General features: G+C 48.8%; 26 protein-coding genes and 1 tRNA gene. 13 read left to right on the top strand and 14 right to left on the bottom strand.

Going from position 1 to position 26,512, the window contains the following annotated elements:
* Positions 1 to 175: 175 nt before the first annotated feature.
* Both EA26_RS09145 and EA26_RS09140 read left to right on the top strand, forming a co-directional pair.
* Positions 176 to 2,548 carry a S8 family serine peptidase gene (locus tag EA26_RS09145; RefSeq protein WP_039426989.1) on the top strand — a complete coding sequence of 791 codons (2,373 nt, stop codon included), beginning with the start codon at positions 176 to 178 and terminating at the stop codon, positions 2,546 to 2,548.
* A 9-nt stretch (positions 2,549 to 2,557) separates the two neighbouring features.
* Positions 2,558 to 2,905: a hypothetical protein gene (locus EA26_RS09140; protein ID WP_039426986.1), complete on the top strand. Its 348-nt coding sequence runs from the start codon at positions 2,558 to 2,560 to the stop codon at positions 2,903 to 2,905.
* A 29-nt stretch (positions 2,906 to 2,934) separates the two neighbouring features.
* Here the strand turns inward: EA26_RS09140 and EA26_RS09135 are convergent, their stop codons facing one another.
* Positions 2,935 to 4,179 (bottom strand): MDR family MFS transporter, encoded by a 1,245-nt coding sequence (locus tag EA26_RS09135; RefSeq protein ID WP_039426983.1) that lies wholly within the window; start codon positions 4,177 to 4,179, stop codon positions 2,935 to 2,937.
* A gap of 286 nt (positions 4,180 to 4,465) precedes the next feature.
* On the opposite strand from EA26_RS09135, the gene EA26_RS09130 reads away from it, so the two are divergent.
* A complete protein-coding gene (locus EA26_RS09130; RefSeq protein WP_039426980.1) occupies positions 4,466 to 5,377 on the top strand; it encodes a LysR family transcriptional regulator in 912 nt (303 codons plus the stop codon).
* A gap of 54 nt (positions 5,378 to 5,431) precedes the next feature.
* Here EA26_RS09130 and EA26_RS20410 read toward each other — a convergent pair whose 3' ends face one another.
* The 4 genes from EA26_RS20410 to EA26_RS09115 all read right to left on the bottom strand — a co-directional run bounded on the left by EA26_RS20410 (position 5,432) and on the right by EA26_RS09115 (position 7,704).
* Positions 5,432 to 5,791: a hypothetical protein gene (locus tag EA26_RS20410; protein WP_081946337.1), complete on the bottom strand. Its 360-nt coding sequence runs from the start codon at positions 5,789 to 5,791 to the stop codon at positions 5,432 to 5,434.
* Positions 5,792 to 5,963: 172 nt separating this feature from the next.
* Positions 5,964 to 6,362, bottom strand: a complete 399-nt coding sequence (locus tag EA26_RS09125; protein WP_039426977.1) for a cytochrome b562 — start codon at positions 6,360 to 6,362, stop codon at positions 5,964 to 5,966.
* 82 nt (positions 6,363 to 6,444) lie between these two features.
* Positions 6,445 to 7,194: a phosphatase gene (locus EA26_RS09120; RefSeq protein ID WP_039426974.1), complete on the bottom strand. Its 750-nt coding sequence runs from the start codon at positions 7,192 to 7,194 to the stop codon at positions 6,445 to 6,447.
* Positions 7,195 to 7,263: 69 nt separating this feature from the next.
* A complete protein-coding gene (locus EA26_RS09115; protein ID WP_039426971.1) occupies positions 7,264 to 7,704 on the bottom strand; it encodes an SRPBCC family protein in 441 nt (146 codons plus the stop codon).
* A 218-nt stretch (positions 7,705 to 7,922) separates the two neighbouring features.
* On the opposite strand from EA26_RS09115, the gene EA26_RS09110 reads away from it, so the two are divergent.
* Both EA26_RS09110 and EA26_RS09105 read left to right on the top strand, forming a co-directional pair.
* Positions 7,923 to 10,802: an HD domain-containing phosphohydrolase gene (locus EA26_RS09110; RefSeq protein ID WP_039426969.1), complete on the top strand. Its 2,880-nt coding sequence runs from the start codon at positions 7,923 to 7,925 to the stop codon at positions 10,800 to 10,802.
* Between the two features lie 120 nt (positions 10,803 to 10,922).
* Positions 10,923 to 11,246, top strand: a complete 324-nt coding sequence (locus tag EA26_RS09105; protein ID WP_039428925.1) for a heavy metal-binding domain-containing protein — start codon at positions 10,923 to 10,925, stop codon at positions 11,244 to 11,246.
* 282 nt (positions 11,247 to 11,528) lie between these two features.
* Here EA26_RS09105 and EA26_RS09100 read toward each other — a convergent pair whose 3' ends face one another.
* From EA26_RS09100 to EA26_RS09075, 6 genes are all read right to left on the bottom strand, one after another.
* The gene (locus EA26_RS09100; protein ID WP_039426966.1) at positions 11,529 to 12,716 is read right to left on the bottom strand and encodes a DUF3103 domain-containing protein; all 1,188 of its coding nucleotides are present in this window, start codon (positions 12,714 to 12,716) and stop codon (positions 11,529 to 11,531) included.
* 323 nt (positions 12,717 to 13,039) lie between these two features.
* Complete coding sequence (locus EA26_RS09095; RefSeq protein ID WP_039426960.1) at positions 13,040 to 13,483, bottom strand: GNAT family N-acetyltransferase; 444 nt, start codon at positions 13,481 to 13,483, stop codon at positions 13,040 to 13,042.
* Positions 13,484 to 13,696: 213 nt separating this feature from the next.
* Positions 13,697 to 14,731, bottom strand: coding sequence for an ABC transporter substrate-binding protein (locus EA26_RS09090; protein WP_039426959.1), 1,035 nt, complete (start codon positions 14,729 to 14,731; stop codon positions 13,697 to 13,699).
* Positions 14,732 to 15,094: 363 nt separating this feature from the next.
* Positions 15,095 to 16,048 carry a lactate/malate family dehydrogenase gene (locus EA26_RS09085; RefSeq protein ID WP_039426956.1) on the bottom strand — a complete coding sequence of 318 codons (954 nt, stop codon included), beginning with the start codon at positions 16,046 to 16,048 and terminating at the stop codon, positions 15,095 to 15,097.
* Positions 16,049 to 16,201: 153 nt separating this feature from the next.
* Positions 16,202 to 17,098, bottom strand: a complete 897-nt coding sequence (locus EA26_RS09080) for a DMT family transporter (protein ID WP_039426953.1) — start codon at positions 17,096 to 17,098, stop codon at positions 16,202 to 16,204.
* A gap of 174 nt (positions 17,099 to 17,272) precedes the next feature.
* Positions 17,273 to 17,731 carry a L,D-transpeptidase family protein gene (locus tag EA26_RS09075; protein ID WP_039426951.1) on the bottom strand — a complete coding sequence of 153 codons (459 nt, stop codon included), beginning with the start codon at positions 17,729 to 17,731 and terminating at the stop codon, positions 17,273 to 17,275.
* A 179-nt stretch (positions 17,732 to 17,910) separates the two neighbouring features.
* Here EA26_RS09075 and EA26_RS09070 point away from each other — a divergent pair, with 179 nt between their 5' ends.
* Positions 17,911 to 18,909: a 2-hydroxyacid dehydrogenase gene (locus tag EA26_RS09070; RefSeq protein ID WP_039426948.1), complete on the top strand. Its 999-nt coding sequence runs from the start codon at positions 17,911 to 17,913 to the stop codon at positions 18,907 to 18,909.
* An 80-nt stretch (positions 18,910 to 18,989) separates the two neighbouring features.
* Positions 18,990 to 19,346 carry a YibL family ribosome-associated protein gene (locus EA26_RS09065; protein WP_039426946.1) on the top strand — a complete coding sequence of 119 codons (357 nt, stop codon included), beginning with the start codon at positions 18,990 to 18,992 and terminating at the stop codon, positions 19,344 to 19,346.
* A gap of 87 nt (positions 19,347 to 19,433) precedes the next feature.
* Here the strand turns inward: EA26_RS09065 and EA26_RS09060 are convergent, their stop codons facing one another.
* Positions 19,434 to 20,642 carry a NupC/NupG family nucleoside CNT transporter gene (locus EA26_RS09060; protein WP_039426943.1) on the bottom strand — a complete coding sequence of 403 codons (1,209 nt, stop codon included), beginning with the start codon at positions 20,640 to 20,642 and terminating at the stop codon, positions 19,434 to 19,436.
* 549 nt (positions 20,643 to 21,191) lie between these two features.
* Between EA26_RS09060 and EA26_RS09050 the strand changes: the two genes are divergently transcribed.
* The 5 genes from EA26_RS09050 (at position 21,192) to EA26_RS09030 (ending at position 24,315) form a co-directional block, all read left to right on the top strand.
* Positions 21,192 to 21,275: transfer RNA gene (locus tag EA26_RS09050), tRNA-Leu, on the top strand.
* Between the two features lie 26 nt (positions 21,276 to 21,301).
* Positions 21,302 to 21,913 carry a DUF2913 family protein gene (locus tag EA26_RS09045; RefSeq protein ID WP_039426937.1) on the top strand — a complete coding sequence of 204 codons (612 nt, stop codon included), beginning with the start codon at positions 21,302 to 21,304 and terminating at the stop codon, positions 21,911 to 21,913.
* A 736-nt stretch (positions 21,914 to 22,649) separates the two neighbouring features.
* Positions 22,650 to 23,228 carry a chemotaxis protein CheB gene (locus EA26_RS22185; protein WP_052079154.1) on the top strand — a complete coding sequence of 193 codons (579 nt, stop codon included), beginning with the start codon at positions 22,650 to 22,652 and terminating at the stop codon, positions 23,226 to 23,228.
* Complete coding sequence (locus tag EA26_RS22180) at positions 23,218 to 23,550, top strand: CheB methylesterase domain-containing protein (protein WP_052079155.1); 333 nt, start codon at positions 23,218 to 23,220, stop codon at positions 23,548 to 23,550. The genes EA26_RS22185 and EA26_RS22180 overlap by 11 nt, the downstream gene beginning before the upstream one ends.
* A gap of 225 nt (positions 23,551 to 23,775) precedes the next feature.
* Positions 23,776 to 24,315, top strand: coding sequence for a GNAT family N-acetyltransferase (locus EA26_RS09030; RefSeq protein ID WP_039426932.1), 540 nt, complete (start codon positions 23,776 to 23,778; stop codon positions 24,313 to 24,315).
* 42 nt (positions 24,316 to 24,357) lie between these two features.
* On the opposite strand, the gene EA26_RS09025 is transcribed toward EA26_RS09030, so the two are convergent.
* The gene (locus EA26_RS09025) at positions 24,358 to 25,233 is read right to left on the bottom strand and encodes an NAD(P)-dependent oxidoreductase (RefSeq protein WP_039426929.1); all 876 of its coding nucleotides are present in this window, start codon (positions 25,231 to 25,233) and stop codon (positions 24,358 to 24,360) included.
* 164 nt (positions 25,234 to 25,397) lie between these two features.
* Between EA26_RS09025 and EA26_RS09020 the strand changes: the two genes are divergently transcribed.
* The gene (locus EA26_RS09020) at positions 25,398 to 26,048 is read left to right on the top strand and encodes an HAD family hydrolase (RefSeq protein ID WP_039426926.1); all 651 of its coding nucleotides are present in this window, start codon (positions 25,398 to 25,400) and stop codon (positions 26,046 to 26,048) included.
* 69 nt (positions 26,049 to 26,117) lie between these two features.
* Here EA26_RS09020 and EA26_RS09015 read toward each other — a convergent pair whose 3' ends face one another.
* Complete coding sequence (locus EA26_RS09015; protein WP_039426923.1) at positions 26,118 to 26,480, bottom strand: RidA family protein; 363 nt, start codon at positions 26,478 to 26,480, stop codon at positions 26,118 to 26,120.
* Between the last annotated feature and the right edge of the window lie 32 nt (positions 26,481 to 26,512).

Below are 26,512 nucleotides of genomic sequence, written 5' to 3'. Positions count from 1 at the left end.
GTTCACCTCCGCTGTTTATTGGGTGACATTTTGTACAATTCTTATCATTCAAGATACGATTATCTTGGCATTTTATAACCATAAGCTATAGCTAGACAGCTCATGAATCGCACATAAAAGTGACTTTTCATGAAGATAAAGTGAATAAAAAACAGCTCAAAAAGGAATAGAGCAAATGCACTACACAACAACAAAAACCAAAGGGATCTTTTCCCTGTCTGCTATCGCTGTGGCGATCACCGCATCAGCATCAGCGCTCGCTGCACCCGGTATTGGCTTCAACGAGGCAGACCTTCCAACCAAATACATAGTAAAGTTCAAAGACGACCTTCAAACACGTTCGACCATGGCAAGCAACCCGTTTTTCGGCCCGAATTTGGTTCGAGAAGCGGTGCTTAACCAAGTCAACGCGCGCCAAGTGGAAAAACTCGGCCGTCAGGCACTGTACAGCGTTGAAATCGACAGCAACGAGCTTGCTGCACTGCAAAACAACGCCGAAGTGGAATACGTGGAAATTGACCCTCCGCGCTATCTGCTGAGTGAAACCACCCCATGGGGCTACGGCACGGTCAACGCGCAGCGACTGGATGACGGCAGCGCAGGCAACCGCACTGTGTGTATCATCGACTCCGGCTACGACCTCAATCACAACGATTTGAGTGGTAACCGCGTCAATGGCAGCAACGACAGTGGCACTGGCGCATGGAGCGATCCGGGCAACAATAACGCCCACGGCACTCACGTGGCAGGCACCATTGCGGCAATTGCTAACGGCGAAGGGGTGAAAGGGATCATGCCGAATCAGAACGTCAATCTGCACATCGTTAAAGTGTTTAACGAGTCGGGTTGGGGTTACTCTTCCAGCTTGGTCAAAGCGATTCAAACCTGTGCCGATAACGGCGCTAATGTCGTTAACATGAGCTTAGGTGGTAGCCAGTCCAGCCGCACGGAAGAGACCGCACTGAAAGCGATTTACGATCAAGGCGTGTTGCTGATTGCCGCCGCTGGTAACTCGGGCAACACCGCGCACAGCTATCCGGCCTCTTACGACTCTGTAGTTTCAGTGGCGGCGGTGGACAACCACAACGATCACGCGGCATTTTCTCAGGCGACAAACCAAGTTGAAGTTGCCGCGCCGGGCATGGCCATTTTGTCGACCGTGACGGTAGGCGAAGGGATTTTGTCGGACATTTCACTCTCTGGTAACAGCTACTTTGATCGTGGTGTCGTACCGCACAACCGTTTGATCGTCAGCGGCAGCAATTACGCGCCAGTACCAGTTGCAGGCAGTGTCACCGCGCCACTGGCAAGTTGTGATGTCTCATCAGGCAGCTACAACTGTGGCGATATGAGCAATAAAGTCTGTCTCACCGAACGTATTGACAACCAAACCGCGACGCTCGATCCGGAAATCGATGCTGTCAAAGCCTGTTACAACGCTGGCGCGAAAGCGGCGATTGTCTACAGTAACCAAGCGCTACCGGGCCTGCAAAACCCGTTTGTGCTGGATGACAACAACCGCTACCGCATGGTGTCGGTGACTGTCGACCGTCAGCTTGGTTTGGAACTGGCTAACCAAGTGGGGAGCAGCGTCACTGTGTCCACTGAAACAGGCAAAGATTACGAGTACTACAACGGTACTTCCATGGCGACCCCACACGTCACCGGTGTTGCCGCGCTGGTGTGGAGTTACCATCCAACTTGCAGCGCGCAGCAAGTGCGTAAAGCGCTTCGCGCTACCGCCACCGACATCGACGTTGCTGGCCGCGATAACCGGACTGGCTATGGCTTGATCAACGCCGATGCGGCGAAAGCGTATCTGGATGCTAGCTGTGACGGCCCAACAGGGCCTGTCGATCCTGATGGAAGCGCGCTGGAAAACGGCGTAGCCAAAGGCCCACTCTCTGGCGACGAGAAAACCAGTGCCGTGTTTACTTTTGACGTTCCAGCCGATGCCACTCAAGCCACCTTTAATTTAAGCGGCGGCACGGGCGATGCGGATATGTATGTGCGCTTTAACGGCACGCCGACCACCAGCAGCTACGATTGTCGCTCTTGGCAAAGTGGCAACGGTGAAAGCTGTAATCTTAATGTCACCCAAGCGGGTACCTATGAAGTGCTGATCTATGGTTACGCGGCTTATTCCGGCGCTTCGTTAACCGCTACGCATAACGGCAGCGATCAACCGACGGACGGCCAAACGCCTTCGAGCTACACCAATGCCAACGCAGTGGCGATCCCTGACAACTCATCGGCAGGCGCGGTGAGTGAGATCAATGTGCTGCGCAGCGGCGATGCGGGTAATGTCAGCGTCGATCTGAACATCAGCCATACTTATATCGGCGATCTCAAGGTCACTTTGATCTCCCCAACGGGCGGCCAAGTGGTTCTGCACAATAACAGCGGCGGTTCTGCCAACGACATTCGCACCACGCTATCGGCCGATTTTACTGGCTATGAGGCGAAGGGAACTTGGCAACTTAAAGTGGTCGATAGTGCCAAACAAGACACGGGCACCATCAACAGCTGGACCCTGTCATTTCAATAAGGAGAGAGTATGAAGAAGCGCATTCTATGGTCAGTTGGCAGTGTGGTGCTTACCACGATCACTGCGCTAACGTTTATGCCACCGTCACACGCCAACAACGCAGGCTTTCCGGTGGTCGATAAACGTGTGCAACAAGCCGCGGCTGCCCCTGCCCGTTATTTCGTTAAATATCAGGCAGGTAAAGAGCAGCAAGTGCGTGAGCTTCTTCGCTCCTACGAGATTGAAATCGTGGATGCCCTCGTCAAACAACAAGTGTTGGTGGTGACTGGTGAGAAACAGCAGATCGAACAGCTTAGCCACAGCGATTTGATTGATTACACCGAGCCAGAACCAACGAGGATGCTCTACGCGCAATAAGCATAACGCCCCATCACGGGGCGTTATTTTTACCTTTCAGCACTGACCGCTTGCGGCACATCACGCTGTAAATGATGCTCCGCCAACCAGTAGAGCCAGATCATCGCAAGACACAACACAAAACAGAGACCGAACAACCAGTTGGAACTCAACGAATCAAGCATCATCCCGCCAATCAGCGGAGACACAGCAAAACCGAGCGAATAAAGCGCCGCTGCACCGAAGTAGGATCCGCGCAAGTGCGCAGGTGCCAAACGGTCAATCTGCACGTTGAGAGTAGGAAAGGCGATCACTTCTCCAAGGCTCATAACAAAGCAGGCCAGCCCCCAGCCGAGCGGCATATCTGCTGGCGTGAGCATAAAGCCAACCTGCGCCAACGCCATGAGGATCATGCCGATGCGGGTGCGCGCAAACAGCGGCACATGCTCCAGCCATTTCAACATCGGAAACTGAAAAACAATGATCGTCATGGTATTGACCAAAACCAAGCCGGCGACAATCTTCGCCGCGTCGATGATGTCAGAGCGAACAATCACTTGCGGAATAGACGAATCCAACTGCGCGTACACAAACATCATCAGGAAGTTGGCGATCATCAACTTTACGAAAATCGCATCACGGCTGATGACCTTGAGAGTGGCGCGAAAATTCGGCAGTTGGGAGGGATCGGGCTTGCTAAACGCCTGTTTGCGCTCAATACCAAAAAACAGCCAGCAGGTGTAGAGCAGATACGTGACACCCGTGATGTAAAACAGATGCTGCGGTGAGCTCAACCCAATCGTCACCCCGAGCAGTGGCCCAATCGCGCCGCCCAAATTGAGTAAGAAATAACGGATATTCATCGCCAGTTCGCGATCTTTCACATCGGCTAAGTTATCGCCAAGCACCGCTTTGGCAGGCGCTTCAATCATTGGCCGCATTAAGCCCGCCAGTAAAATAAGGAAATAGAAGTGCCACAATTCGCTCGCCAGTGCGATGCCAGAATACGCCGCCGCGGCAACCAAACTGCCGCACACCATCACCCATTTTCGGCCAAATTTGTCTGACAAATAGCCCGAATAAAGACCAGTCAAGGCGCCTACAATTGCCGAACCTGCTAGCATGCCGCCAATTTGCGCCGCGCTCGCGCCGTAATCTTGATACAAGAACACAATCAGAAATGGCCACGCCATAAAGTAACTGGTTCGCGCCAGCAAAGTGCCGCTGAGCACTGTCCAAACCGAAAAATTGAACCGCCTGACACGCTCTCTTTGAAACAAACTCTCTTCTTGCATTGTGGCTCCTTGCTCTGACTGACGTGAACGACCTGGTGGCAGGCTTAAATAGGTGATTGGATGAATAATTCGCCCAGTATAGGGGCACAATGCAGGATATGTAACCCGTTGTTAACAAAAGTTGTTAACAAAAATAATAGTCACAAATTTTATTGGCGATTATTCATTCATCACTCCTCTCAGAGAGGCAAAATTCGCGCTCATTTCCCTTCCCCTTGCAGTGATTTGTGCCCTTTCTGTTACAATGCTCGCCCGATCTGCGCTTTGCTAAAAGAGATAGCACCCTATGGTTAATCCGAAACTCATCGCTTTACTGCCTGATCTCGCCAGCTTTATTTTGGTCGTCAACGAAGGAAGCTTCACCGCAGCGGCCAAAAAACTCGGCGTCACGCCTTCGGCGCTGAGCAAACTCATTACCCGTCTTGAACAGGCCTTAAAGGTTAAGCTCTTTGAACGCACCACGCGCAAATTGATCATCACGCAAGCTGGGCAAAAGGTTTATGACCAAAGCATCGCGATGGTGAATGCGGCGCAGCAGGCGATTGAAGTCTCGGAAGCTGAACACGGCGAACCTTCCGGCGCGTTGACGGTCGCCGCACCCGAAGCGTTTCTTAATTCGGTATTACAGCCGTTTGTTGTGCCATTTTTGACTCGCTATCCGCACATCCAACTTAAGCTGCGCGCCGCAGACGGAGAGATTGATCTGTTCCGCGATGGTATCGATCTGGCGTTTAAACTCACCGATAAACCCGATGAAAACTTGGTGCTCAAAGAGATCAGCAAAACCCGTTTAGTGCTGTGCGCCTCGCCAGATTACCTTGGGCGCAGAGGCACACCGCATCACCCGACCGAACTGGTGCAGCACGATTGCCTGTATCTGGCGGAAAACGACAAAGACAACCTGTGGTCGTTCTCCAAAGAGGAAGAGTTGCACTCCGTCGCGGTGTCTGGCTGCTATGCCGTCAACCACTCGCAGATGCGCCTTAACGGCGTCAAGCAAGGGCTTGGCATTGGTATCTTCCATGATTTTGTTATCCGCGAAGCGCGGGAGCGTGGCGAAGTAGTGGAAGTGCTGTCTGATTGGATGATCAAAAGTAATTATCACGGCGCGATCGCCATGCAATACCCACAAAGCAAGTACATGCCCGCGAGGCTGAGGGTGTTTATTGATTTTGTGAATGAAAGTTTGGTGTTTTAACGCGCTTAAGAAAAGACAAAGTGATGTAAACAAGGAGAGGTGAACTGCAAGGGTTTAAGCGACAAAAGGATCTGACGGCGGCCCTCTCGGAACTTGTCTTTCAAATCGTACACTTAGAGCCAAAAAAGTGTAGCTGTCTGAAATAACGAAGCTCAGTCGGGAAAGTAATGGTGTAGTTGGAAGTGAATCTTGATGGAAAGTAGAAAAATGGCTGAACGGACAGGGCTTACCGCTGTGTGTTGGCCTTTGCTCGCCCTCTTCGATCTGTACTAGTTCAAACCCGTTCAGTGTACAAAGTGTCGCCCACACGCCAGCGCTGCTACCATGTGCATTGATAACAGGCATCAGTGATACCAGCGTCCAGCTCAAGGCGGTTGCCAGCAACATAGCGCGATTGAATCGGGAGAAACGCATTGCCATTACGGGTTGAAGGTTTGCAAAAAGCTTATAGTAAAGCGGCATGGCTTGCAAAAATGGCAACAAATAACTGATTTGTTCATCACATCAATCCAGTAACCGCATGAAAAACGGCAAAACAAAACCCGCTAAAAAAGCGGGTTGATCGTTAATGTGACCGGAGAGAGCGTTAGCCAAACAGCTTGCTCCAGATGCTCGGGTTACGCTTGTCGTGATACTCTTCGCGCAACTGGTCAATCTCACGCAGTGCTTGTTTTGCTTGTTGCAGATCGCCCTGCTTTAGCTCTTGATCGATTTTACTCAGCGCTACCGACAGCTTGTTAAAACCTTCTTGGTAAATGCCATCTTTCTCGGCAGGGTAAATGCCTCGCTTAGAGCTTTCAACCAGTGCTTGCAGTTGCGTCACCGCCGCCTGCATGCTGCTAATATCTTGCGCCTCTGCTGCATGACGAAACTCCAGTTTCATCTGTTGCATATTTTGTTTTAAGTCCACTCCTGCCGCATTCGCTGCGCCGTGGAAGGAAGACAAAATCAGTGCTGAGCCGAGCAAAATTGAACCAAACTTCATTACTTCTCCGTTGTTCTTATCATTTTTTCGCCGCTAGTGTACTGCATAGCCCGCAAAAAATAAGCAAAGAAAATGTAAAAAGTCACAGACTCAAATGGGCAAATTCGGCAATCTCTCCTCGACCGCGCAGCGCAAGAAAGGCGAGAAACTGCTTGGCTGAATGCGTGATCACCTGAGTGGATTCAATGCCAACCGTATCCAGCAGCTCACTAGCCAGATCGAGTTTCCCGACATCTTGACAAAAATGGGCATCGCTTCCGGTCGTGAAATAGACGCCAATGGCTTTGCCGATCCGGGCGATTTCGTAACAGCGCTCGACACTGCCCACTCGGCTGTGGCCACGTAAGGTGGAGTTGTTGATCTCAATTGCCACGTCATACTCTTTGGCGCATTGCAGCACAGCCGTGAAATCGAAATCAAAGTGCGGATTACCCAGATGACCAAGCGCATCGACGCGGCCACTTTTGATCACATTAATCAAAGCTTGGGTATGGGCTTCTTTGCTTGAAGGGGCAAACACGGGCTCGTGAAAACTGGCGATCACCCAATCCAGGTTGGGGTCCACGCTGAGCGGAATATCTATTTCGCCCTCGGTGTTTAAGATGTTCGCTTCAACACCCCGAAGAATCGCAACGTCGTGGATAAAACGCGGCAACACACGCTGGTTGGAGAAAAACCAATAGTGCGGCGCTCCCGGCATCGATTCCGCATGGTCGGTGCTGCAAAACATGGCCAAGCCGTTTTCTTTGGCACGTTGTGCGTTTTCAATCAGTGTGCTGTAAGCATGGCCACTGGCGTAAGTGTGGGTGTGCGTATCAATCTTCAGTTTCATCATCACTCTCTGCATCGCGCTATCAGTACGGTTAGTTTACCCCGTTAGGCAAACGAGAGCCCGTAAAAACTAGCGTTCACTGAGCACTTTAATCAGCGGCAACGCCCTTTCCCAACCGTGATTGAACATGGCGACAAAGTCACTGTGGGTAGTGATGGTCACCATCAGCAGTAGTTTGCCCTCTTTGGGGCGCAGTTGATAACGCTCTTTGGAGCCAATCCATTTGCAGGCAACATCACTGTCGATATCTTGCACATGATCTGGATTGAAAATCGCCACATGATGAAGCTCGATATTGCGGCTAGGTTCAATGGCATCGATGACGGCGCGGGTCCCGCCCATTTCGGGGTCAAAAAATTTGATGTCTTCACCTTCGCGCCAATCACCAGAGAACTGCGATTGCGGTGAGAAAGCGGTTGCCCACTGTTTGTACAGTTCCAGATCCGTCAACACCTGCCACACCTTTTCCGGTGTTGCGTCTATCTCAATATGATAATTCAAGGTCAACATGGCTTTTCCTCCCTGAAGCATGCCAGTAACACGCTAGCGCATACAGACTAAAAATCAACCAGTTATTTTTTGGCAAGGCGGCTAATTTCGACAATACTTAAACAGACGTAGAAAAAGCGCGCGCAAATTAAACACTAAGGCGCTAATACAACATCAGCCCTCTGTTTGAGCAGCAAGTTGTGTATTTCCCCCTAACGTTAGAGAGCACGGAGCACTGAATGAAAAAACAACGCTACCCGCTGAGCATACATATTACGAGTCTGTTTCTCGTTTTAACCACTATCATCGGTATTGTGTTGATTTCCATCAGTTATAACCATTCGCAAGCGTTACTCAGCAAAAGCGCCGAAGGCCTAAGCCTTGAACACGCACACAAACTGGAATCGTCCTATCAAACGTCGGTGAGCCCAGTGCTGACCACGCTCAATTTCATGGCAGAAAGCGCATTTTTGGATGAGCAAAACGATGCAGTTAGATTGGCGCCTTGGCTTAAATCACTGGCATTGATCTTTAACCAAAACCCTAATTTGGTCGCGCTTTATCATGCTTCACAAAGTGGCGTCTTCACCCAGTATCGAATGCTCACTTCCGAGATGATGAAAACCCGCTTTGACGCGCCCGAAGGGGCTTATTTCTTAATCAACACCACGCACGTCGATGGTCGCAACGAGTTTGTTTACCTTGATAAAGATTTTCAACAAGTCGACTATCGGTTACAAAACGACAATCAATTTGACCCAAGAGTTCGACCTTGGTTTGTCAATGCAGAGCCCGATGGGCAGATTCGGCTGACTCAGCCATATTTTTTTTACTTTTTGCAGACTAATGGCGTGACATTGTCGCGTAAATCAGCGGACGGACAACATGTAATCGGCGCCGATTTTACCCTATCCAAACTCTCTAGTCAGATGGAAGCGCTCGCCTTTGCGCCACGCACAAAATTAGCCTTGCTTGATGCGGAAGGTCGCTTGTTGGCGCAGCATCAGTTAGAAACGGAAGACAAGACTGGACAAGATTTACAGCAGAGTAAGGTGTTTTCAACGCTATTTTCCCCGTTGATTGAAAGGATTGGTACGGGCGAAACCCTGTTTCAAACTCAGCACTATCAGGGAGATGAGTGGTCACTCACCATGACACCTGTCTACCTGACTGACAGAGTGCAATTGACGCTCGCCGAGGCGACGCCAACCAACGAACTGCTCAGCGATTTGATTTCCATGCGTGATAAGCAGGTCGTCACCGCTGTTTTGATGCTGTTTATCTGCTTTGCCATTGTCTGGGTGGTGGCGAATCGTCTCTCTAGGCCACTGCAAAACTTAATCTTACTTACCGACAACATCGCTCGTTTTGATTTCAAACGCACACGCTACCCACAAAGCGTGATTAAAGAAGTGGTAAACCTAACCAATTCGATAGAGTTAATGGAACATACTCTGCACGATCTACTGCGTTTATTGCGAGATACCGCCAGCAATCAAGATTTTGACCTGCTAGCGAAAACCATCGCCCATCAAGCCTATTTGGTGACCAAAGCAGAAACCATCATGCTTTACATCCAATCGGACGAAGAGAAGAAACTGATCACAGCGGCGAATCACGCCATCATTCCGCTCAAAATCGATATCAATGAGTTTATCAACGAAACGCCTTGGATGATGGCGCAGTTGAAAGAGGGCGAAACCATCCACCTTGACCGTACCTCAAACGCGTTAAAACGCCATCAAGATACCATTTTCAATACGGATATCTTCTTCTTCCCGCTACTCAACCGTGAAAAGTCACTGGTCGGCATTGTCACTATCGGTTATGAGCGCGCGCCCACCGATGCGCAAATGGATAAACATGCTTTTTTACGTGAGCTGCTCAGTTTCGCGCAAATTGCCAAAGACAATATCGACCAAATGCAGCAGCAAAAAGAGATGCTCAATGCTTTTATCGAGCTGATTGCCTCTGCGATTGATACCAAATCCCCATACACAGGCGGGCATTGTCAGCGCGTACCACAACTGGTCACTTGGCTGACGGAAGAAATTCACCGAGACAAAAAATACTTCCCCAACTTTTCTGTCAATAACAAGCAGTGGGAAGAGATCAAACTGGCCGCTTGGCTACATGACTGCGGCAAAGTGACCACTCCTGAATATGTGGTCGATAAAGCGACTAAGCTTGAGACGATTTACGATCGCATCCACGAAATCCGCATGCGCTTTGAAGTGCTGAAACTGCAAGAAGAAGTCACCTACTGGCAAGCGCTCTACAATGGCACAGACGCGACACAAGCCAAACAGGCACTAGACGAGATGCATCGCCAGTTGGATGACGAGTTTGCCTTCGTTGCCCGCTGTAACGTGGGCAGCGAGGATATGGCGCAGCAAGATGTCGAACGCCTGCACACTATCGCTCAACGCGAGTGGAAACGCACGCTAGATGATCAACTTGGCGTCTCGTGGGTAGAGCAAAAACGCCACACCAGCAAACCATCACTACCCGTCATGGAGCCGTTGCTGGCCGACAAACCCGTGCATATGATTGCGTGGGAACAAGGTGGCCATCCGAGCCAGAACTGGCAACAGCCTTATGTGCTTAAACCCGGCAACTGTAAATACAATCGTGGTGAGTTACACAACCTCACCATACGTTATGGCACCTTGAATGATGAAGAGCGCTTTATCATCAACGATCACATCATTCAGACCCAAGTGATGCTCAATCGCCTGCCTTATCCCGAGCATTTGAAGAATATTCCGGAAATTGCCGGCGGTCACCACGAGCGTATGGATGGCAAAGGCTATCCGCTTGGCTTAGGTGAGGAGCAGTTGTCGATTCCCGCTCGGATAATGGCGGTTGCGGATGTGTTTGAAGCATTAACCTCAAACGATCGCCCGTACAAGAAAGGCAAATCCTTAGCAGAGTCACTAGAAATTATGACCAATATGGCAACCTCCGGGCATATTGACCCCAAAATTTATCTGCTTTTCTTACTGCGCGAAGTGGATCAGAAATACGCGAAAACGTTTGTTAATCCCAAACAGTTCTCAGAGGTGGATCGAAATACTCATATTGAGCGAGTGAAGCATTATCTAAGAAATCAATTCTAAGCCCAAGGATTTGATTTTTAATAAATGCTAACTTGCTATCTGCTTGGATAAAATATAAATTGTTCCTGCCCTTTTCTGAATGAATTTAATTGCAACTTTTAACCAAAACGAGGGCAAATGATGATAGTAACAACCACTCCGCAAATTGAAGGCAAGCGAATTATCGCCTACAAAGGCGTTATTGCAGGCGAAGCCATTCTTGGCGCAAACTTATTTAAAGATCTTTTTGCGGGAATAAGAGATATGGTTGGTGGACGTTCTGGTACTTACGAAAAAGAATTAGAGCGAGCAAGAACCATTGCGTTTGAAGAGTTAGAGCAAAAAGCGCGCACTTTAGGCGCCAATGCTATTGTTGGCGTGGATATCGATTATGAAGTCTTAGGCCAGAGTAACGGCATGTTGATGGTTTCGGCCAGCGGGACTGCTGTAGTGGTCGAGCAATAATCATTGCCAGCAAAGCCTCAGTTCAATCGGATAAACGACGCAATGTATGATCCTTCTTCAAGGAATATGATTTTTTTGTGAATGTGCGTATTAACTGTTTACACGTCAGCGAGAAAGTCATTACATTAGCGACAGACAAACGAATTGACGCTTTCGCTTGCGCGTCTGGAATAGGTCGAGTTCTTCGGAACTCGACCTTTTTATTTCGCCCTATCAGGCTTGGGACTAATGCCTATAGACGAATAGTGCTTATAGACGAATAGTGCCTTGGACGAATAGCGCTTATGGACGGGTTGGATTGATTGTCAGCGGCTCCAAGGTCACCACCGCATTCACGCCAGCACCCGGATGGTCGACATACGACGTGTCTTGCATCAAGGTGTAGTAGACATCAACAAAGTCATCATCATTGGTTAGCGCACCATCCGGAATGGCATCAATGATCTTGTTCGTCAGCTGCGGGATTATCGCGTAGGCTTGCACTTCTGGATCGGGAATGGCTTTGAGCACCTCTTCCGCCACCTGTACCAACAGTTTGGCAAGCTGCTTGTAATCCGTACCATCGTCTTGCTCCATCAACACCATATCAGCGGCGCCCCAACGGTAGCGAGACCAGTGAATCACAATTTGATTTGGGTAGTAATCTTTGTTGTCGTAATCGAGATAAGGCATTTCGACCAGATCCAGCGCAGGCTCATCACGACTCGGGTTTACCCCGGTGACAATGGCGTAGATTTCTGCTTTTCCTGAGATCCATGGTTCTTGGTCATCGGCTAAACGAATTTTCTTCAGCTGCGTGGTATGGATTGGCTGTGCCTCTCCTGCAGCAAAAGCCTTCACAGGCGCCGCAGCGCGATCACGTTCACTTTGATAAGGCAGAACGACGGTCGATTGGCCAAGACGCTGCATTTCCGCTTTCATCGCTTGTAAGCCCGCTTTCAACTCGACCGAGCTGTTGTTATCAATCACGATAACGGGCACATCCGGCATTTCACTGACACTCAGCTGATGTATTTGCCCATTGATATCAAAGGCTTCAATGTACTGCCACTGCTCATCATCACCCGTTGGCTCAAAGGCGAACAGCGGACTTTGCTCACCATTTTGCCAAGCGGCTAACATCGCTTCATTGGCTAAGCGCACTTCTAAGATCTCGTCTGTGTATTCAGAGATGCCTTTCCATGTACGAATCTGGCTATCCGCTTGGATGAATTGGCGACTAAATTGCGCTTTCGGTTGCTGCTCAACCAGAGTGGAGAGTGAAACGTTAAGTTGCTCAGCAGTAATGTTGATGCGCAGTGTACTTTCTAACTCAGTAAAATGTTCACTCAGTTGTTTCGCCAAATCACGTTTTGTATTGGTAATTTCCCCCGCTTTGTCGTTAGAAATGGTGGTCACTGGCGTCTCTTCAGACTGGCAACCCACAAGCACTAATGCACAAAGAGCAGAGAGGGAGATGATTTTTTTCATGTAATACCCCTTAATATTTTTATTATGAGTAGAGCTTAAACTCTATTCACAAACAAAATACCACTCCACTCTATCCATTCAACGCCGTTTTATAAATTTGTTTAAACTCTGCCCAGAGGATCATGTTTTTATTAAGTGTTGTTTAAAGTAGCAGATTCTGAAATAAATCGATGTCATCGGAAAATGTATCTGTGCTCTAAGAAAGCCAAATAACACAGTATGTTTTAAAATAGGAAAAACTGACATGGAGGAAATAAAAAATCCCGTGACCATCGCTTAGTCACAGGATTATCGATATGGACGAAAATTGGTATAAGGTGCTGTTATTTGTCGACTAGCATGCTGGCAGAGAGAATATTGCTTTCACTTTGCCCCTCTTCCACTTCAAAACCGACCGCTGTAAAAAATGCTTTCGCGGCACGGTTGTTACGTGGATATTCAACCTGTAATTTTTTCACTGCGGGTAGACTCACCATTTCGGCTAGCAATAGGTCGATGGCACAGCGACCAATACCATGACGCTGATGGGCGTAATCCACCATAATACGACGCAGTGTCACCAAAGAATCCGAGCACGTTTCCCACATGATAAAGCCGACAGCTTTGCCTTCTAAGCAGATTGCTCGCGCTTGAGTGTTCTCGTGATAAAAAGATTCAATCAGTGACCAAGTATTGCTGATCACCAACTCTTCCTGATACTTGGCTAACTCCAATTGGCATACGGCTTGGTAGTTGTTTTTATCGATGTGGCTTAAGGTAACGTCCATATCCTTTCTCTCGAAAATTTCCGCAAATATGTGCTTTTAGTGCCATTAAGAGTGAAAAAAAGCAAGCGTTTCCTAACGATGTTTTTACACCGATTCAAAAAGCACAGCACGAAATGGATGTAGGCAAAGCACCGAGTGGCGCCGCTTGCGTATTCAGTAACGGCAAAACAAAAGGAGCGCCTTTGCGCTCCTTGGGATAATCTCATTCTTACCTTATTGCGTTCTTAGGCGCTGCCAGTATTTCTCATAAATCGCAAGCGTTTCTGGGCCGACATCGTTAATAAACTCACCCTTCTTCATATCTTCTTCAGATGGGAAGATGGTTGGGTTGTTTTTCAACTCAGCAGGTAGCAAAGCACGACCAGATTTGGTTGCTGAAGCGTAACCTAGGCTGTTGACAATCTCAGCTTGGTTTTCTGGCTGGTACATGAAATTAACAAACTTGTGTGCCAATTCTTTGTTTTTACTGCCTGAAGGAATGGTAAAGTTATCCATCCACAGAACTGCACCTTCTTCAGGCATCACGAACTTCAGTTCTGGCATTTCCACTTGGCCTTGGTAAGCGTTCCCGTTCCACTGCATGCCGACAGACGCTTCACCCGATACGTAAGGGACTTGCGGCGCATCTGAGTTATACAGCAGCACGTTGCTCTTCAATGCGACCAAAGATTCATACGCTTTCTTGATTTCCTCTTCGTTTTTAGTATTGATACTAAAGCCGTTAAGTTTTAACGCCATACCGAAAACGTCACGGATATCGTCAATCAGCATTACTTGCTGAGCGTACTTCTTATCCCACAGGTCAGCCCAACGGGTCACCGGGGCATCGACCATGGTTTCGTTGTAGCTAATGCCAGTAATGCCCCAAATATAAGGCAGTGAGTAGTCGTTTTTCGGATCGTGCGCTTGACCAAGCAGACCATCCATCGTGTCTTTCATGTTAGGGATTTTGCTGTGATCCAGTTTGGTCAACAGCCCTTCCCGACCCATTTTTTCGATGAAGTACGCAGAGGCAAACACCACATCGTAACCACCGCCTTTCAGCAGTTTGAGTTTGGTGTACATCGATTCATTATTTTCAAATGTTGAATAGTTAATCGTGACGCCTTCTTGTTTCTCAAACGCCTTTAGAGAAGCTTCTGGTAGGTAACTCCCCCAAGCATAAACGTTTAGCACTCCTTTATCTGCCTGAGAGGCAGAGCTAAAAGAGAGCGCACTCAAAACCAGTCCTTTGATTAATAATTTCATAGTTGCTATCCAGACTTGACCAGCACCGCGCTGGGGGTCACGCGCATAATTAGGCAATTGTTAATGATTTGAAAGAAAATTTAATTAATCGTTATGGATAAAATTCGTTGTTATACATAACATGGTTTATGCTCAAGGGCTGAGTGCGAACTGACTGGAAAACCACGGGTTTTCCGTGCTAAAAAACACACGACAGGTTCACCAATTGTTGATAAGTGGATCATGAAGGCACAAGCCATCATTCTCATCAAACGCTTTCGACAAAATCCGCCGCCGGATCAAGTGCGTGACCTAAATCAACCCAGCGAATAAACAAAAAAACAGCGCCCGCAAGTAAGCGGGCGCTGTTTCATTTCTGACTTTTTAAGCGTTTAGCCCCGTAGCCTTGGCGACTTGCGCCACAACCACATTCACCGCTTTGGCAATCTCACTTAACGTCTCAAGCTCTTCTTGGCTAAACGGGTGATGCAAAATCTTTTCTGCACCTTGTTTGCCAATCACCGTCGGTAAGCTGAGCACCACGTCTTTTAGCCCATATTGCCCGGACAATAGCGTGCCTACCGGCAAGACCGATTTTTCATTGATCATGATCGCCTGAATGATGCGAAACACGCTGGCCGAGATGCCATGGGTGGTATTGTGCTTACGTTTGAAAATCTCGTAACCCGCCTGCTTTACCGACTCCAACAGTTCATCGGCGTCAATGCGTTTGATATGGTTGGTATCACAGTAGTAATCCGCAGGCTGCCCGGCGATCGAAATCAGGCTTTTGGGGGTAAAACAGTGGCTACCGTGTTCACCGAGCACATAGCCAAAGACATTTTTCGGATCCAGCTGCACGCGATTTGCCACAATGGTCATCAAACGCGCCGTATCAATCACACAACCACTGCTGATGATTTTCGATGGTTTGAACGAGCTGTTTTTGGCGATAAAGTGGGTGACGATATCGCAAGGATTCGACACCACAATCAAAGTGGCATTCGGTGCAACACGCTCAACCTGATGAGCGATTTCAACACCTATCTTGGCATTGATTTCAGCGATATCCAGACGCGTTTGCCCTTGTTTAATCTGCGCACCTGCAGTAATCACCACAATGTCGGCACCAAGCAAATCAAGATAATTTTGCGTCGGTAAGATATGGGTATTTTTCGAGAAGGTGAGCGCTGCAGTATGGCGAAAGTCATACACTTCCCCTTCAGCTCTGGCTAAGTTTTGGTCCAATAACACCAATTCGCTGACGCTGCCTAAGGTGAGCAGATAATTGCACACTCCCACGCCAACAGCTCCCGCGCCAATTACACCAATCTTCATTTTCGCTTCCCTGACAAAACACTAACTAATGTTTAATTTTAACTGCGATCATTGATCTCTATCTAATTTAATTTGGTATTGAGCAATGAATTTGGTGTAAATGGCGATGATGAACACAAAAGTTAGTACATGGCACTGCGACTTGGCCAAGCGTTAATCACCTGCCGCAGATTTTGTACGCCGCAGTAAGGAGAGCAGTTTACCGTCGGTGCGATACAAGATCAGTGAAAACAAAATCAGGCTACAGCCGACTAACTTACTGAACGTTAATACCTCGCCATACCAGCCAATACTGAGAAATACCGTCCAAACCGGCTCTAAAATCATGATTAACGCCGCGTTACCCGGGTTGATCTGCTTTTGCGCCATGGTTTGCATCACATAGCGCAGTGCGGTCGCCAGTATGGTACTGGCGGTAAACCAGCCCCAAATACTCGGCTCAACGTGGAGCGGCACACTTTCAAACAGCGCACTGGCGGTTAAACCAATCAATCCGGTCACAAACAGCTGAATACAGGTGAGAAGCAAAATGGGTAAGGTCTGCGAATACTTGCTGTTGATATTGAAATGCAGCGCCAGCACCACGGCATTAAACAAAAACCACAGCTGGCTGGACGAGCTTTGCCAGCCATCTTTGAGTGACAAAAACGCCAGCCCCGACATGGCAATCGGCAGTGAGAGCCAAAAAATGCGTTTGGGCTGTTGGCGAAATAAGATCCATGCAACAAACGGAACCATCAACATCGACAGACTGAGAATAAACGCCCCTTCACCTAGGGTGTCGCTAATTGAAATAGCGTGAATCCAACTGATCAGCGCCGTTGCAAGCAGGCAACCGACCAAAGCTGCTGAGCGGATATCTTGCCAACTCGCGCGGCGCAGCGAGTGAAAGCAAAACGGCAGTAAACACAGCGAGGCGATAAGAAAGCGCAAACCGACGAAGCCAAACGGCGGTAACCCTTGGATCGTCTCTTTGGAAAAAATCCAGCCAAAAGCGGACAGTATGGTGGCCATGATCAAGATGGCGGCAGCTTTGCGTTCAGAAGTCAATATGATTACTCGTGCTGGTAGGAAGGCGGTCTTAGCCTCCTTCTCTTGGTTATAAGCTATTGTTGCAGATACGCAAAAATAGATTGAGCAAGCGACATGATGCCAAAACGTACCGATGCTATCGAGACAAAGGTCGGTTAAATTCTCACTCAGTGAGAAAGGAAAACGATTAAACTACCATTCGATGTGAATCGGCGTGCCCATTTTCACTAAACGGATAAACTCATCCATCTCAGCATTGGTTAGCGCTATGCAGCCGTTGGTCCAATCGAAACTCTGAATAAATTGAGGTGGGCGCTGCTCGCCGTCACGCAGGCCATGAATTTTGATATCACCACCGGGCGAGACGCCCCGTTCGCGCGCTTGCGCTAAATCGGTTTCATTGGGGTAGCTGATGTGCACTGAGCGATAAAACGCGGATTCTTCAGAGACGTAATCCAGCGTGTACTCACCTTCCGGTGTACGCTGATCGCCCTCTTGCTGTTTATGTCCCTGTGGATTTTTGCCTAGCGCGATGCGGTATTCGCGAATGACTGTCTCTCCTTGCAAAAGGTAGAGGCGGCGTTTGGATTTATCGACTTTAACCAGGTCCACCTGCGCCAGCGCCGGTAAACTCAAAAAGAGCGATAACATCCATATTGCTTTGCTTTTCAACGCGCACCTTACATCGCCATCCACGCTATTTGCATATTAATGAAGCAAACCGTATTGGGCAAACTTATTCCACGCAATTTATCCTACCCAACCCCACCGCATTCAAGTAATTTATAAACAGAAAACTTTATAAAAACATTAAATTCTGTGAGGTTACTATGGTAAATGTGCTTTTCTATAGTGCAAAAAACTACGACGAAGTCTCTTTTAATAAAGCCAAAGGCGGCCACCCGGTTGACTATCATTTCCACGATTTTCGCTTAACCAGCAAAACCGCTTCCTTGGCTAAAAACCACGAGGTGGTGTGCGCATTCGTCAACGACGATCTTTCTGCGCCAGTCCTGAAGTTACTGGCAGAAGGTGGAACCAAACTGATCGCCATGCGCTGCGCGGGCTTTGACAAAGTAGACTTAGCAGCAGCCAAAGCGTTCGGCCTGCAAGTGGTACGGGTACCTGCCTATTCACCAGAAGCAGTCGCCGAGCACGCGGTCGGCATGATGATGTGCTTAAACCGCCGCTTGCACAAAGCGTATCAGCGCACCCGGGATGCGAACTTTTCGCTTGATGGCTTAGTAGGGTTCAACTTCTACGGCAAAACTGTCGGCGTGATTGGCTCGGGCAAAATTGGCGTAGCCGCAATGCGTATTTTCAAAGGATTGGGGATGGATATCCTCTGCTACGATCCGTACCCCAACCCTCTCGCACTGGAGTTGGGTGCACAATACGTCTCCTTGGATGAGTTGTATGCCAAGTCAGACATCATCAGCCTGCACTGCCCAATGAGCAAAGAGAACTACCATCTGCTCAACCAAACCTCGTTTGCCAAAATGAAACGCGGTGTCATGATCATTAACACCAGCCGTGGCGAACTGCTCGATTCTCTGGCTGCCATTGAAGCGCTCAAACAGGGGCAAATTGGCGCGCTCGGTTTGGATGTGTATGACAATGAGAAAGATCTCTTTTTCCAAGACAAATCCAACGATGTGATTGTTGACGATGTTTTCCGCCGCCTCTCCGCTTGCCACAACGTGTTGTTCACGGGCCATCAAGCCTTTTTAACGCATGAAGCGCTCAATAACATCGCCTCGGTGACGCTAAACAACATCGACGCCTATTTTTCTGGCACAACCAGCGGCAACGAGTTAATCAGCGCATGATAAAATGTCGGGCAGTTTAGTAAAGTGCTACGCTTAGCTATGCTATACTTCCCGACCATTTCTACCAGAGCCCAGTGTTCATGAGCATAAAAAACGACATCCAGAAGCTGCACAACCGTTTAGACACCTGTCAGCATAAACTTGAAACCGCACGTACACGCGGTGATCAGGAAATGATCACCAAGTTCACCAATGAAGTGGATGAACTGACTAAGTCACTGTCCCAACTCAAGCACAAGCAAAATTACGAGCTGAATAAAGAGCGTAAGAGTTTGCTTGACATGCCCTTCTCACGTGAAATCACCAAAGAAGAGCAAGCTGACATTGGCAAGCTGAAAAAACGCGTCAAAGGCTTGGTTATCGTCCATCCAATGACAAAAATCGGCAAGGAACTGCGTCTGGATGTGATGACAGGCTTTGCGCCAAAAGCGTTTTAAGCGCGAAGAATGAAAAGCCTGAGCGACGATCACTCAGGCTTTTTGCTTTTCCTGCCCTGCTAACGAAGACCTGTTGTTATCGCTCTCTTACAAGGCGATAAAAATGCCCGCCAGACACGCACTCATCAAATTTGCCAACGTGCCCGCCGCAACGGCTTTCAAGCCCATGTTTGCCACATCGCCACGACGCTCTGGCGCCATTACGCCAATTGATCCCAACTGGATGGCGATAGAACCGATATTGGCAAAGCCACACAGAGCAAAGGTGACAATCACTTGGCTGTGTTCAGACAAGAGCGCTTTGTGCTCAACAAAATCGATGAAGGCAACAAACTCATTCATTACGATTTTCTGCCCGATGTAAGAGCCCGCCGCCAACACTTCGTGCGCAGGTACACCAATCAGCCATGCTAAAGGAGAGAAGAGATAACCAAAGATCGCTTGCAATGTGATGCCGCTGAAGCCAAGCAGTTCACCCAGATTTTCCAGCCCAGTGTTGACCATCGCGATCACGCTGACAAACGCAATCAACATGGTGCCGACCGCAACCGCAACCTTCATCCCGCCCATCGCGCCGCTGGCTAGCGCATCAATCACATTGCTTTGATCCGATTTGTCCAGCGCAATATCGTTGTAATCGCACGGCGTTGCGCGCTCAGGAATGATGATTTTCGCCATCAATAGGCTACCGGGTGCCGCCATGAAGCTGGCCGCAATCAGGTACTTAAGCTCAACACCCAAGCCCGCGTAACCGCCAAGCACACTGCCCGCCACCGATGCCATGCCACCGACCATTACTGCAAACAACTCCGAACGGGTCATTTTCGGCAAGAAAGGACGGATCAATAAAGGCGACTCCCCCTGTGAGAGGAAGATGTTACCGGTCGCAACCAAAGACTCGGCTTTGCTGGTACCAAGAAACTTTTGAATGCCGCCGCCGAGAAACTGAATCACCTTTTGCATAATGCCAAGGTAATAAAGTGCCGAAATCAGTGCGCTGAAAAAGATGATGATAGGTAATACCCGCACGGCAAAAATAAAGCCCGAAGACGCCAAATCGCCAAATAAGAACGCAATACCTTCATCGGCAAAGCCCAACAAACCGGACACCGCACCACTCAGTGACGCCAGCGCAACTTGCCCCCAAGGAAAATACAGCACCAGCGCAGCAAAACCAACTTGCAGCAGTAAAGCGCGGGACACCGTACGCCAGTTAATCGAACGGCGACTTTCAGACAACAAAACCGCGCAGCCAAGAAGGGCCAACACACCCAGAAGACCAAATAGAATACTCATGTGAAATGACCTGCTTAGCGTTTGAAAAAGAGTGGAACGCTGACGAAATCAGCAAAAGAGGGAGCAGCATGAAATGGTGAAGTGTGACACCAAGAGGAGTGAATCACTGAGAACGTATAGTTCGACATCTTTGTTACCTTATACAAGCTTTGATAAGAAGCTGGTCCGGTCCTTGGGGTCATTCACTCAGGCGGGCGCCTAATTCCGTGTGACGGCTTGTATGGGTAAGAGCAGCGAACCTCGCTACCCTGAATCCCGTTTAAACGGGTCGCTAGTATAGGGATATGAATGAGATATTCATCACATTTATTCACGCAAACGTTCAAGCGTTTATAAAACAGACAAAACGGTGTTTCACCATCCTCATAACAATAAAAAAGATATGGTTAATGCTGAATTTTGCCGCCCTTTGCGCAACAAATGTCCAAACGAACCAAAATCATCAATTTCTCTTCAATAAACACTCGCCTAACGAAAATTTTGGATATACAATTCGCTCCGGTTTGAAATGAACCACATCAATATTGAAGCAATGCTTCAACATCCTATGCCGAGATGGTGAAATTGGTAGACACACTAGCATGAGGTGCTAGCGCCTATGGTGTGAGGGTTCGAGTCCCTCTCTCGGCACCATTCCCCTATTAGATAATTTCGATGTGATGCAAGGTATTAAGCAGGCCAGACAGGCTGCAGATGCAAATCAACTTCTCAGTGAGCTTGCTGTTCACGCTTTGTTGCATCTTGAATTTCGTCGCCTTGCTACTGCCGATAAATCTCTCTCTGTTAAAGACAGTAACGATTTGCTGCAAAAATGGCTAAAACCTAAGCTGAAAAGCAATCGCTACAAACTGATCAAAAAACCGCTTAAAACCCTGACCCAGCAAGCCAAAGGCGAGCAAGGTAACTTGGCAAAACTGCTGGAAAAATGTGTCGGTGCTGAAACGCCACCTGCGCAGCCGCATTTAGACAGTTACCTGCTGCTGATTAATGAGATCGAGAAAAAACTCGGGACCACAGTGCTGCTGTCACGCGCTGAAGATGTTGACCTCTCTCATGATGAAAATGGTTGCCTGCTGTGTGTATTGACGCAAAATCTGAACGATAATTTTGATAGTCAAAACACCTTGATCAAACCCATTTCGATGCTGTTTCGCGGCCCAATGAGCCAACGTTCACTGTTCCTTGGCGCAATCTACGCCAACAATACCTACGGCTACTCGGTTCAGTACCAAGATGAGCAATTTGTGCGTATTACGCTTGAATTGGTGTAAATCCGTTTCTACCCCGTCTTTTTAGCGGCATTGCTCCATATCGTCGCCATTATTCCTGCGCTCTTTCACTGATTTGTCCATTCAAGCCATTTGATTGATAAAAATTATTTGAATCCATAAAAAATCACTCATGGATAAGAAACCAATTCAGTGTGCCACAAATTGCCTAAAGTTTAGTTTTCCGATCCAAATCACGCTGTCTCGCCTGATTGCTACCTAGTCTAAAGAAGAGAATCAAATTACCGGATTGCCTACGCTAATGATTGTGAATTTGAAAACCTACTCTTGGCTGTTGTTCCTTTTTTCCGTCGGACTGGCGGTAGCTTTCTTTGTATTTCCAGACCTTGCGCTCTACTTTGTCGTGCTTTGGCTGATGTGCAGTGCGAGCTTTATTGCTCTCATCCACATTGCCGCCAACGAGATATGGACAGAGAAATAGGCAGTGTTAAGCAGCAAATCGCGTCCGAGCAGTCACAATCCCATAAACAGCACGAGCTTACCGAGCAAGAACATCATATCTGGCATAAGGTGATCCCCATTTGGCAGCGACACATCACCAGTTGCAAAGACATCTCGGAAAATGCCATCAATGAGTTGTCGAACCGCTTTTCAAATCTGGTCGCCCTGATGGTTCAAACCCAAGGTGAATCCAGTGCCATTAATGGGTCTCAAAGCCATCACAACATTGAGCAAGATAGAGATAAATTAACTACTATCTTTTCGCAGTTAAAGGCATATGACGACGTCACCGACCAGCTATTCGAGCAAATCGAATCATTGGTTAGCTGGCGTTGGCGCACAAGTGACCATGGAGGCGATGGCAGCCGGTGCGGTCGATATCATCACCAAGCCGAAAGCGGGTTTAAAGTCCTTTTTGCAAGAAAGTAAAATCGCCATGATTCAAGCCATCAGAGGAGCGGCCGCCGCCAACCTCAACAAACTGCAAATTCAGTCCACCTCGAAAAAACCGCACTCTCCACAACCTCTCGCACCATTTAAAAGCGCGCCGAAACTGAGTGCCAATGTCATCCTGTCCAGCAACAAAACCAAACCCATGGCAGAGACGACCGACCGAGTCATCGCCATCGGCACCTCAACGGGGGGCACTCAGGCATTAGAGGTGGTGCTCAAACAGCTTGACCCCAGCGCACCGGGCATCGTTGTCGTGCAACATATGCCAGAACAGTTCACCGCCTCTTTTGCTCAAAGGCTCAATCAATTGTGCAGAGTGAACGTGAAAGAAGCGGAAAATAATGATCGCGTGTTGCCGGGGGTTGGTGCTGATCGCCAATGGCGGCAAACACATGCTGCTTAGGCGCAGTGGCGCTCAGTATCGGGTGGAACTCAAAGACGGCCCTCTCGTCAGCCGTCATCGCCCTTCGGTCAATGTGCTGTTTCGCTCGGTGGCCAACGCGGCCGGAGCCAATGCAACGGGCATCATCATGACGGGCATGGGCGACGATGGCGCGCAGGGAATGAAAGAGATGCACGAGGCAGGCGCGCTCACTATAGCGCAAGATGAGAGCAGTTGTGTGGTCTATGGCATGCCCAAAGAAGCGGTCAAATTGGGTGCGGTCGACCACATTGTGACGCTGGACGCTATCCCAAAATTAATCATGTCACTCAAAGGAGAATAGCGAATACGACATAAGTACGCAGCACAAAAGGTAAGCCCATTAGCCAGCTGTATCTATTTCTTTCCTGACTATTTCTGCTCAACTTAGGCAGGAAGAGTGGACGAACAGTGTGAAATAGCGTTTCATGGCTTTGGGTGGTCTTAGTGATCAAACAAAAAATAACTTATTGATAAAATCAAATAATAGATATCTATTATAGAAATACACCTACCTGATGGACCTGCTATGTTTACTTTAAACGTCGATAACGAGATTGAGTTGGCTTTGGTGCAAGAATCTTTTGCCCCTTTGTACGCGGAGTTGGTGGCAGAGCATAAAGCCTACCTCTCTCAATGGCTCACTTGGCCTGACTTCTGCTCCTCAGAGCAAGATTTTCGCCTGTTTGTGCACCGTTCGCTGCACGATTACGCCGATGGAAGATCACTCACTTGCGCGATTTTTTACCATGGCGATCTGGTCGGTAATATTGGCCTGCATGAAATTAATCTGGAACTTGGCCGCACTTGTATCGGCTATTGGCTGGCTGAATCGCATAAAGGCAGAGGCATCGTCACGCGTGCGGCGCAGACGCTGATTAAGCATGCGTTTGACACGCTAGGTTTAGAGAAAGTGCAATTGCAAGCAGCGAAAGAGAACCTTGCTAGCCGGGCGGTGGCAGAGCGCCTTGGTATGACGCTCGAAGGCATCATCACTCGCAATGAGAAGGTGCAAGATAGAGTGCTGGATCATGCCATTTATGGCCTACACAAACACGCCTGCCAATAAGAAACTCAGCCGAAAATCAAGGTTTTCGGCTGAGGACTATTTTTACTCTTTTGCTACCGCTTTAATCAGCACTGAGGTATCCATTCGTCCTAACCCTTGCTGCTGCAGCTTGGCGTACTGAGCGTCGACTTGCTCAGTCAGTGGCAGCGTTAAACCAACGCGTTCCGCTTCTTGCAGACAAAAGCCGAGATCTTTGCGCATCCAATCGATGGCAAAACCAAAATCAAACTTGCCTTGTGCCATGGTCTGGGCGCGATTTTCCATCTGCCAAGAACCAGCCGCGCCGTGTTTTAGCGTGTTGACAACCTGCTCGATATCTAGGCCCGATTTTTGTGCCAGCAGCAGCGCTTCACTCAGCCCTTGCAGCACGCCAGCGATACAAATCTGGTTCACCATTTTGCAGCGTTGTCCTTGGCCATTTTCACCCAGCAAAGTGATCTGTTTGGCGTAGACATCCATCACTGGCGAGACGTTAGCAAACACGTCGGCATCACCACCACACATGATGGTTAGCACGCCATTTTCAGCGCCAGCTTGACCGCCAGAGACAGGTGCATCAATGAAATTCACCGCCACTTTTTGACATGCGCCGGCCAGCTCAATCGCCAGCTCAGCGGAGGTCGTGGTGTGATCAACCAAGGTCGCGCCCGCTTTTAGCCCAGCCAGTACGCCATTTTCACCGTATACCACGCTGCGTACATCGTCATCATTGCCGACACAAACAAACACCACATCACAACCAAGCGCGGCCTCACGTGGGGTTTCAAACGCTTGCCCTTGATGCTGCTGGGCCCATTTTTCTGCTTTCGCAAAGGTACGGTTGTAAACCCGTGTTTGGTAGCCCGCTTTGCTCAAATAACCTGCCATTGGGTAGCCCATGACTCCCAATCCAATAAAGGCAACTGTTTTGACTTCCATTCTTTCTCCCCAATGACGTTGTTATCAGTTTCAATCAACTTGTTATCGATTTCGCGCCGCACATGATAACTGAAAAACCGCGCTCGCGACCATATCCCTTCCCCAATTGCGCCGCTTTATGTCAGAATGGCGCCAACCTATTGAGACAAAAACAAGCTGTAACTATGAACTTTGCTGCCGCCATCTTCGATATGGATGGACTTCTACTCGACACCGAACGTGTCTGTATGCAGGTTTTCGAACAAGCCTGTCATGCACAAAACCTACCTTTTTACAAAGAGACTTACCTCTCGGTGATTGGCCGTAATGCCGCGGGCATTGAAGCGGTGCTGCGCGAAGCGTATGGGGATGACCTCGACCGCCTGCACGCCGAGTGGCGCCAGCGTTACAACCAAGTGGTATTTCATGAGGCTATTCCGGTCAAAGCTGGCGTGATCGAGCTGTTACAGTGGCTAAAAGCTCAGCAAATCCCAACGGCGGTGGCCACCTCGACGCAAAAAGAGGTCGCGTCAGTCAAACTCAAGCTCGCAGGGCTGGATCACTACTTCGACAGCATCACCACTGGGTGCGAAGTAAGCCACGGCAAGCCCGACCCAGAAATCTACTTACTCGCCGCCAGCCGACTCAAGATCGCACCAGAGCACTGTCTGGCTTTTGAAGATTCAAACAACGGCGTACGCGCCGCGGTGGCAGCGCAGATGATCACCTACCAAATCCCCGATTTGGTTGAACCTTGCACCGAAGTGAAAGGCTTTGGCCACCACATCTGCCCTTCGCTGACTGACGTATTGGCGCAGCTCAGTGAGCAACATTAGCAACAAACACGAACAACAAAGGGGCGAACTGCCCCTTTGTGAATGATGACGTCTACATACTGTCTACGGCTATTGAAACTCTGCGCCCGCAGCGGCGACAAACGCCATCTCAACCAAATAATTCGGATCGGCCAGTTCAGCTTTGACACACGCACGGCTCGGCGCACAACCTTGCGGGAACCAGTTGTCCCACACTTGGTTTAATGCATCGAAATGGGCGAAATCGGTCACGTAGATGGTCACCGAAAGAACGCGAGAGCGATCGCTACCAATCTTCGCCAACTGCACTTCTGCCTGAGACAAAATCTGTTCCACTTGGCCTTTCATATCTGCCGAAGTATCACTGTCCGCCACTTCAACAAAATGGGCGATGCCGTTAAAAACGGTAATATCTGACCAGCGATTGCCGGGGTTAATGCGATGAATTGTCATGCTTATTTTCTCTTTGACTTCAAACCAAGCGC

Source organism: Vibrio navarrensis (assembly GCF_000764325.1).
Classification (GTDB): Bacteria; Pseudomonadota; Gammaproteobacteria; order Enterobacterales; family Vibrionaceae; genus Vibrio; species Vibrio navarrensis.
Note: the sequence above shows the minus strand (reverse complement) of the source record. Positions and strands in the feature narration are given on the sequence as shown.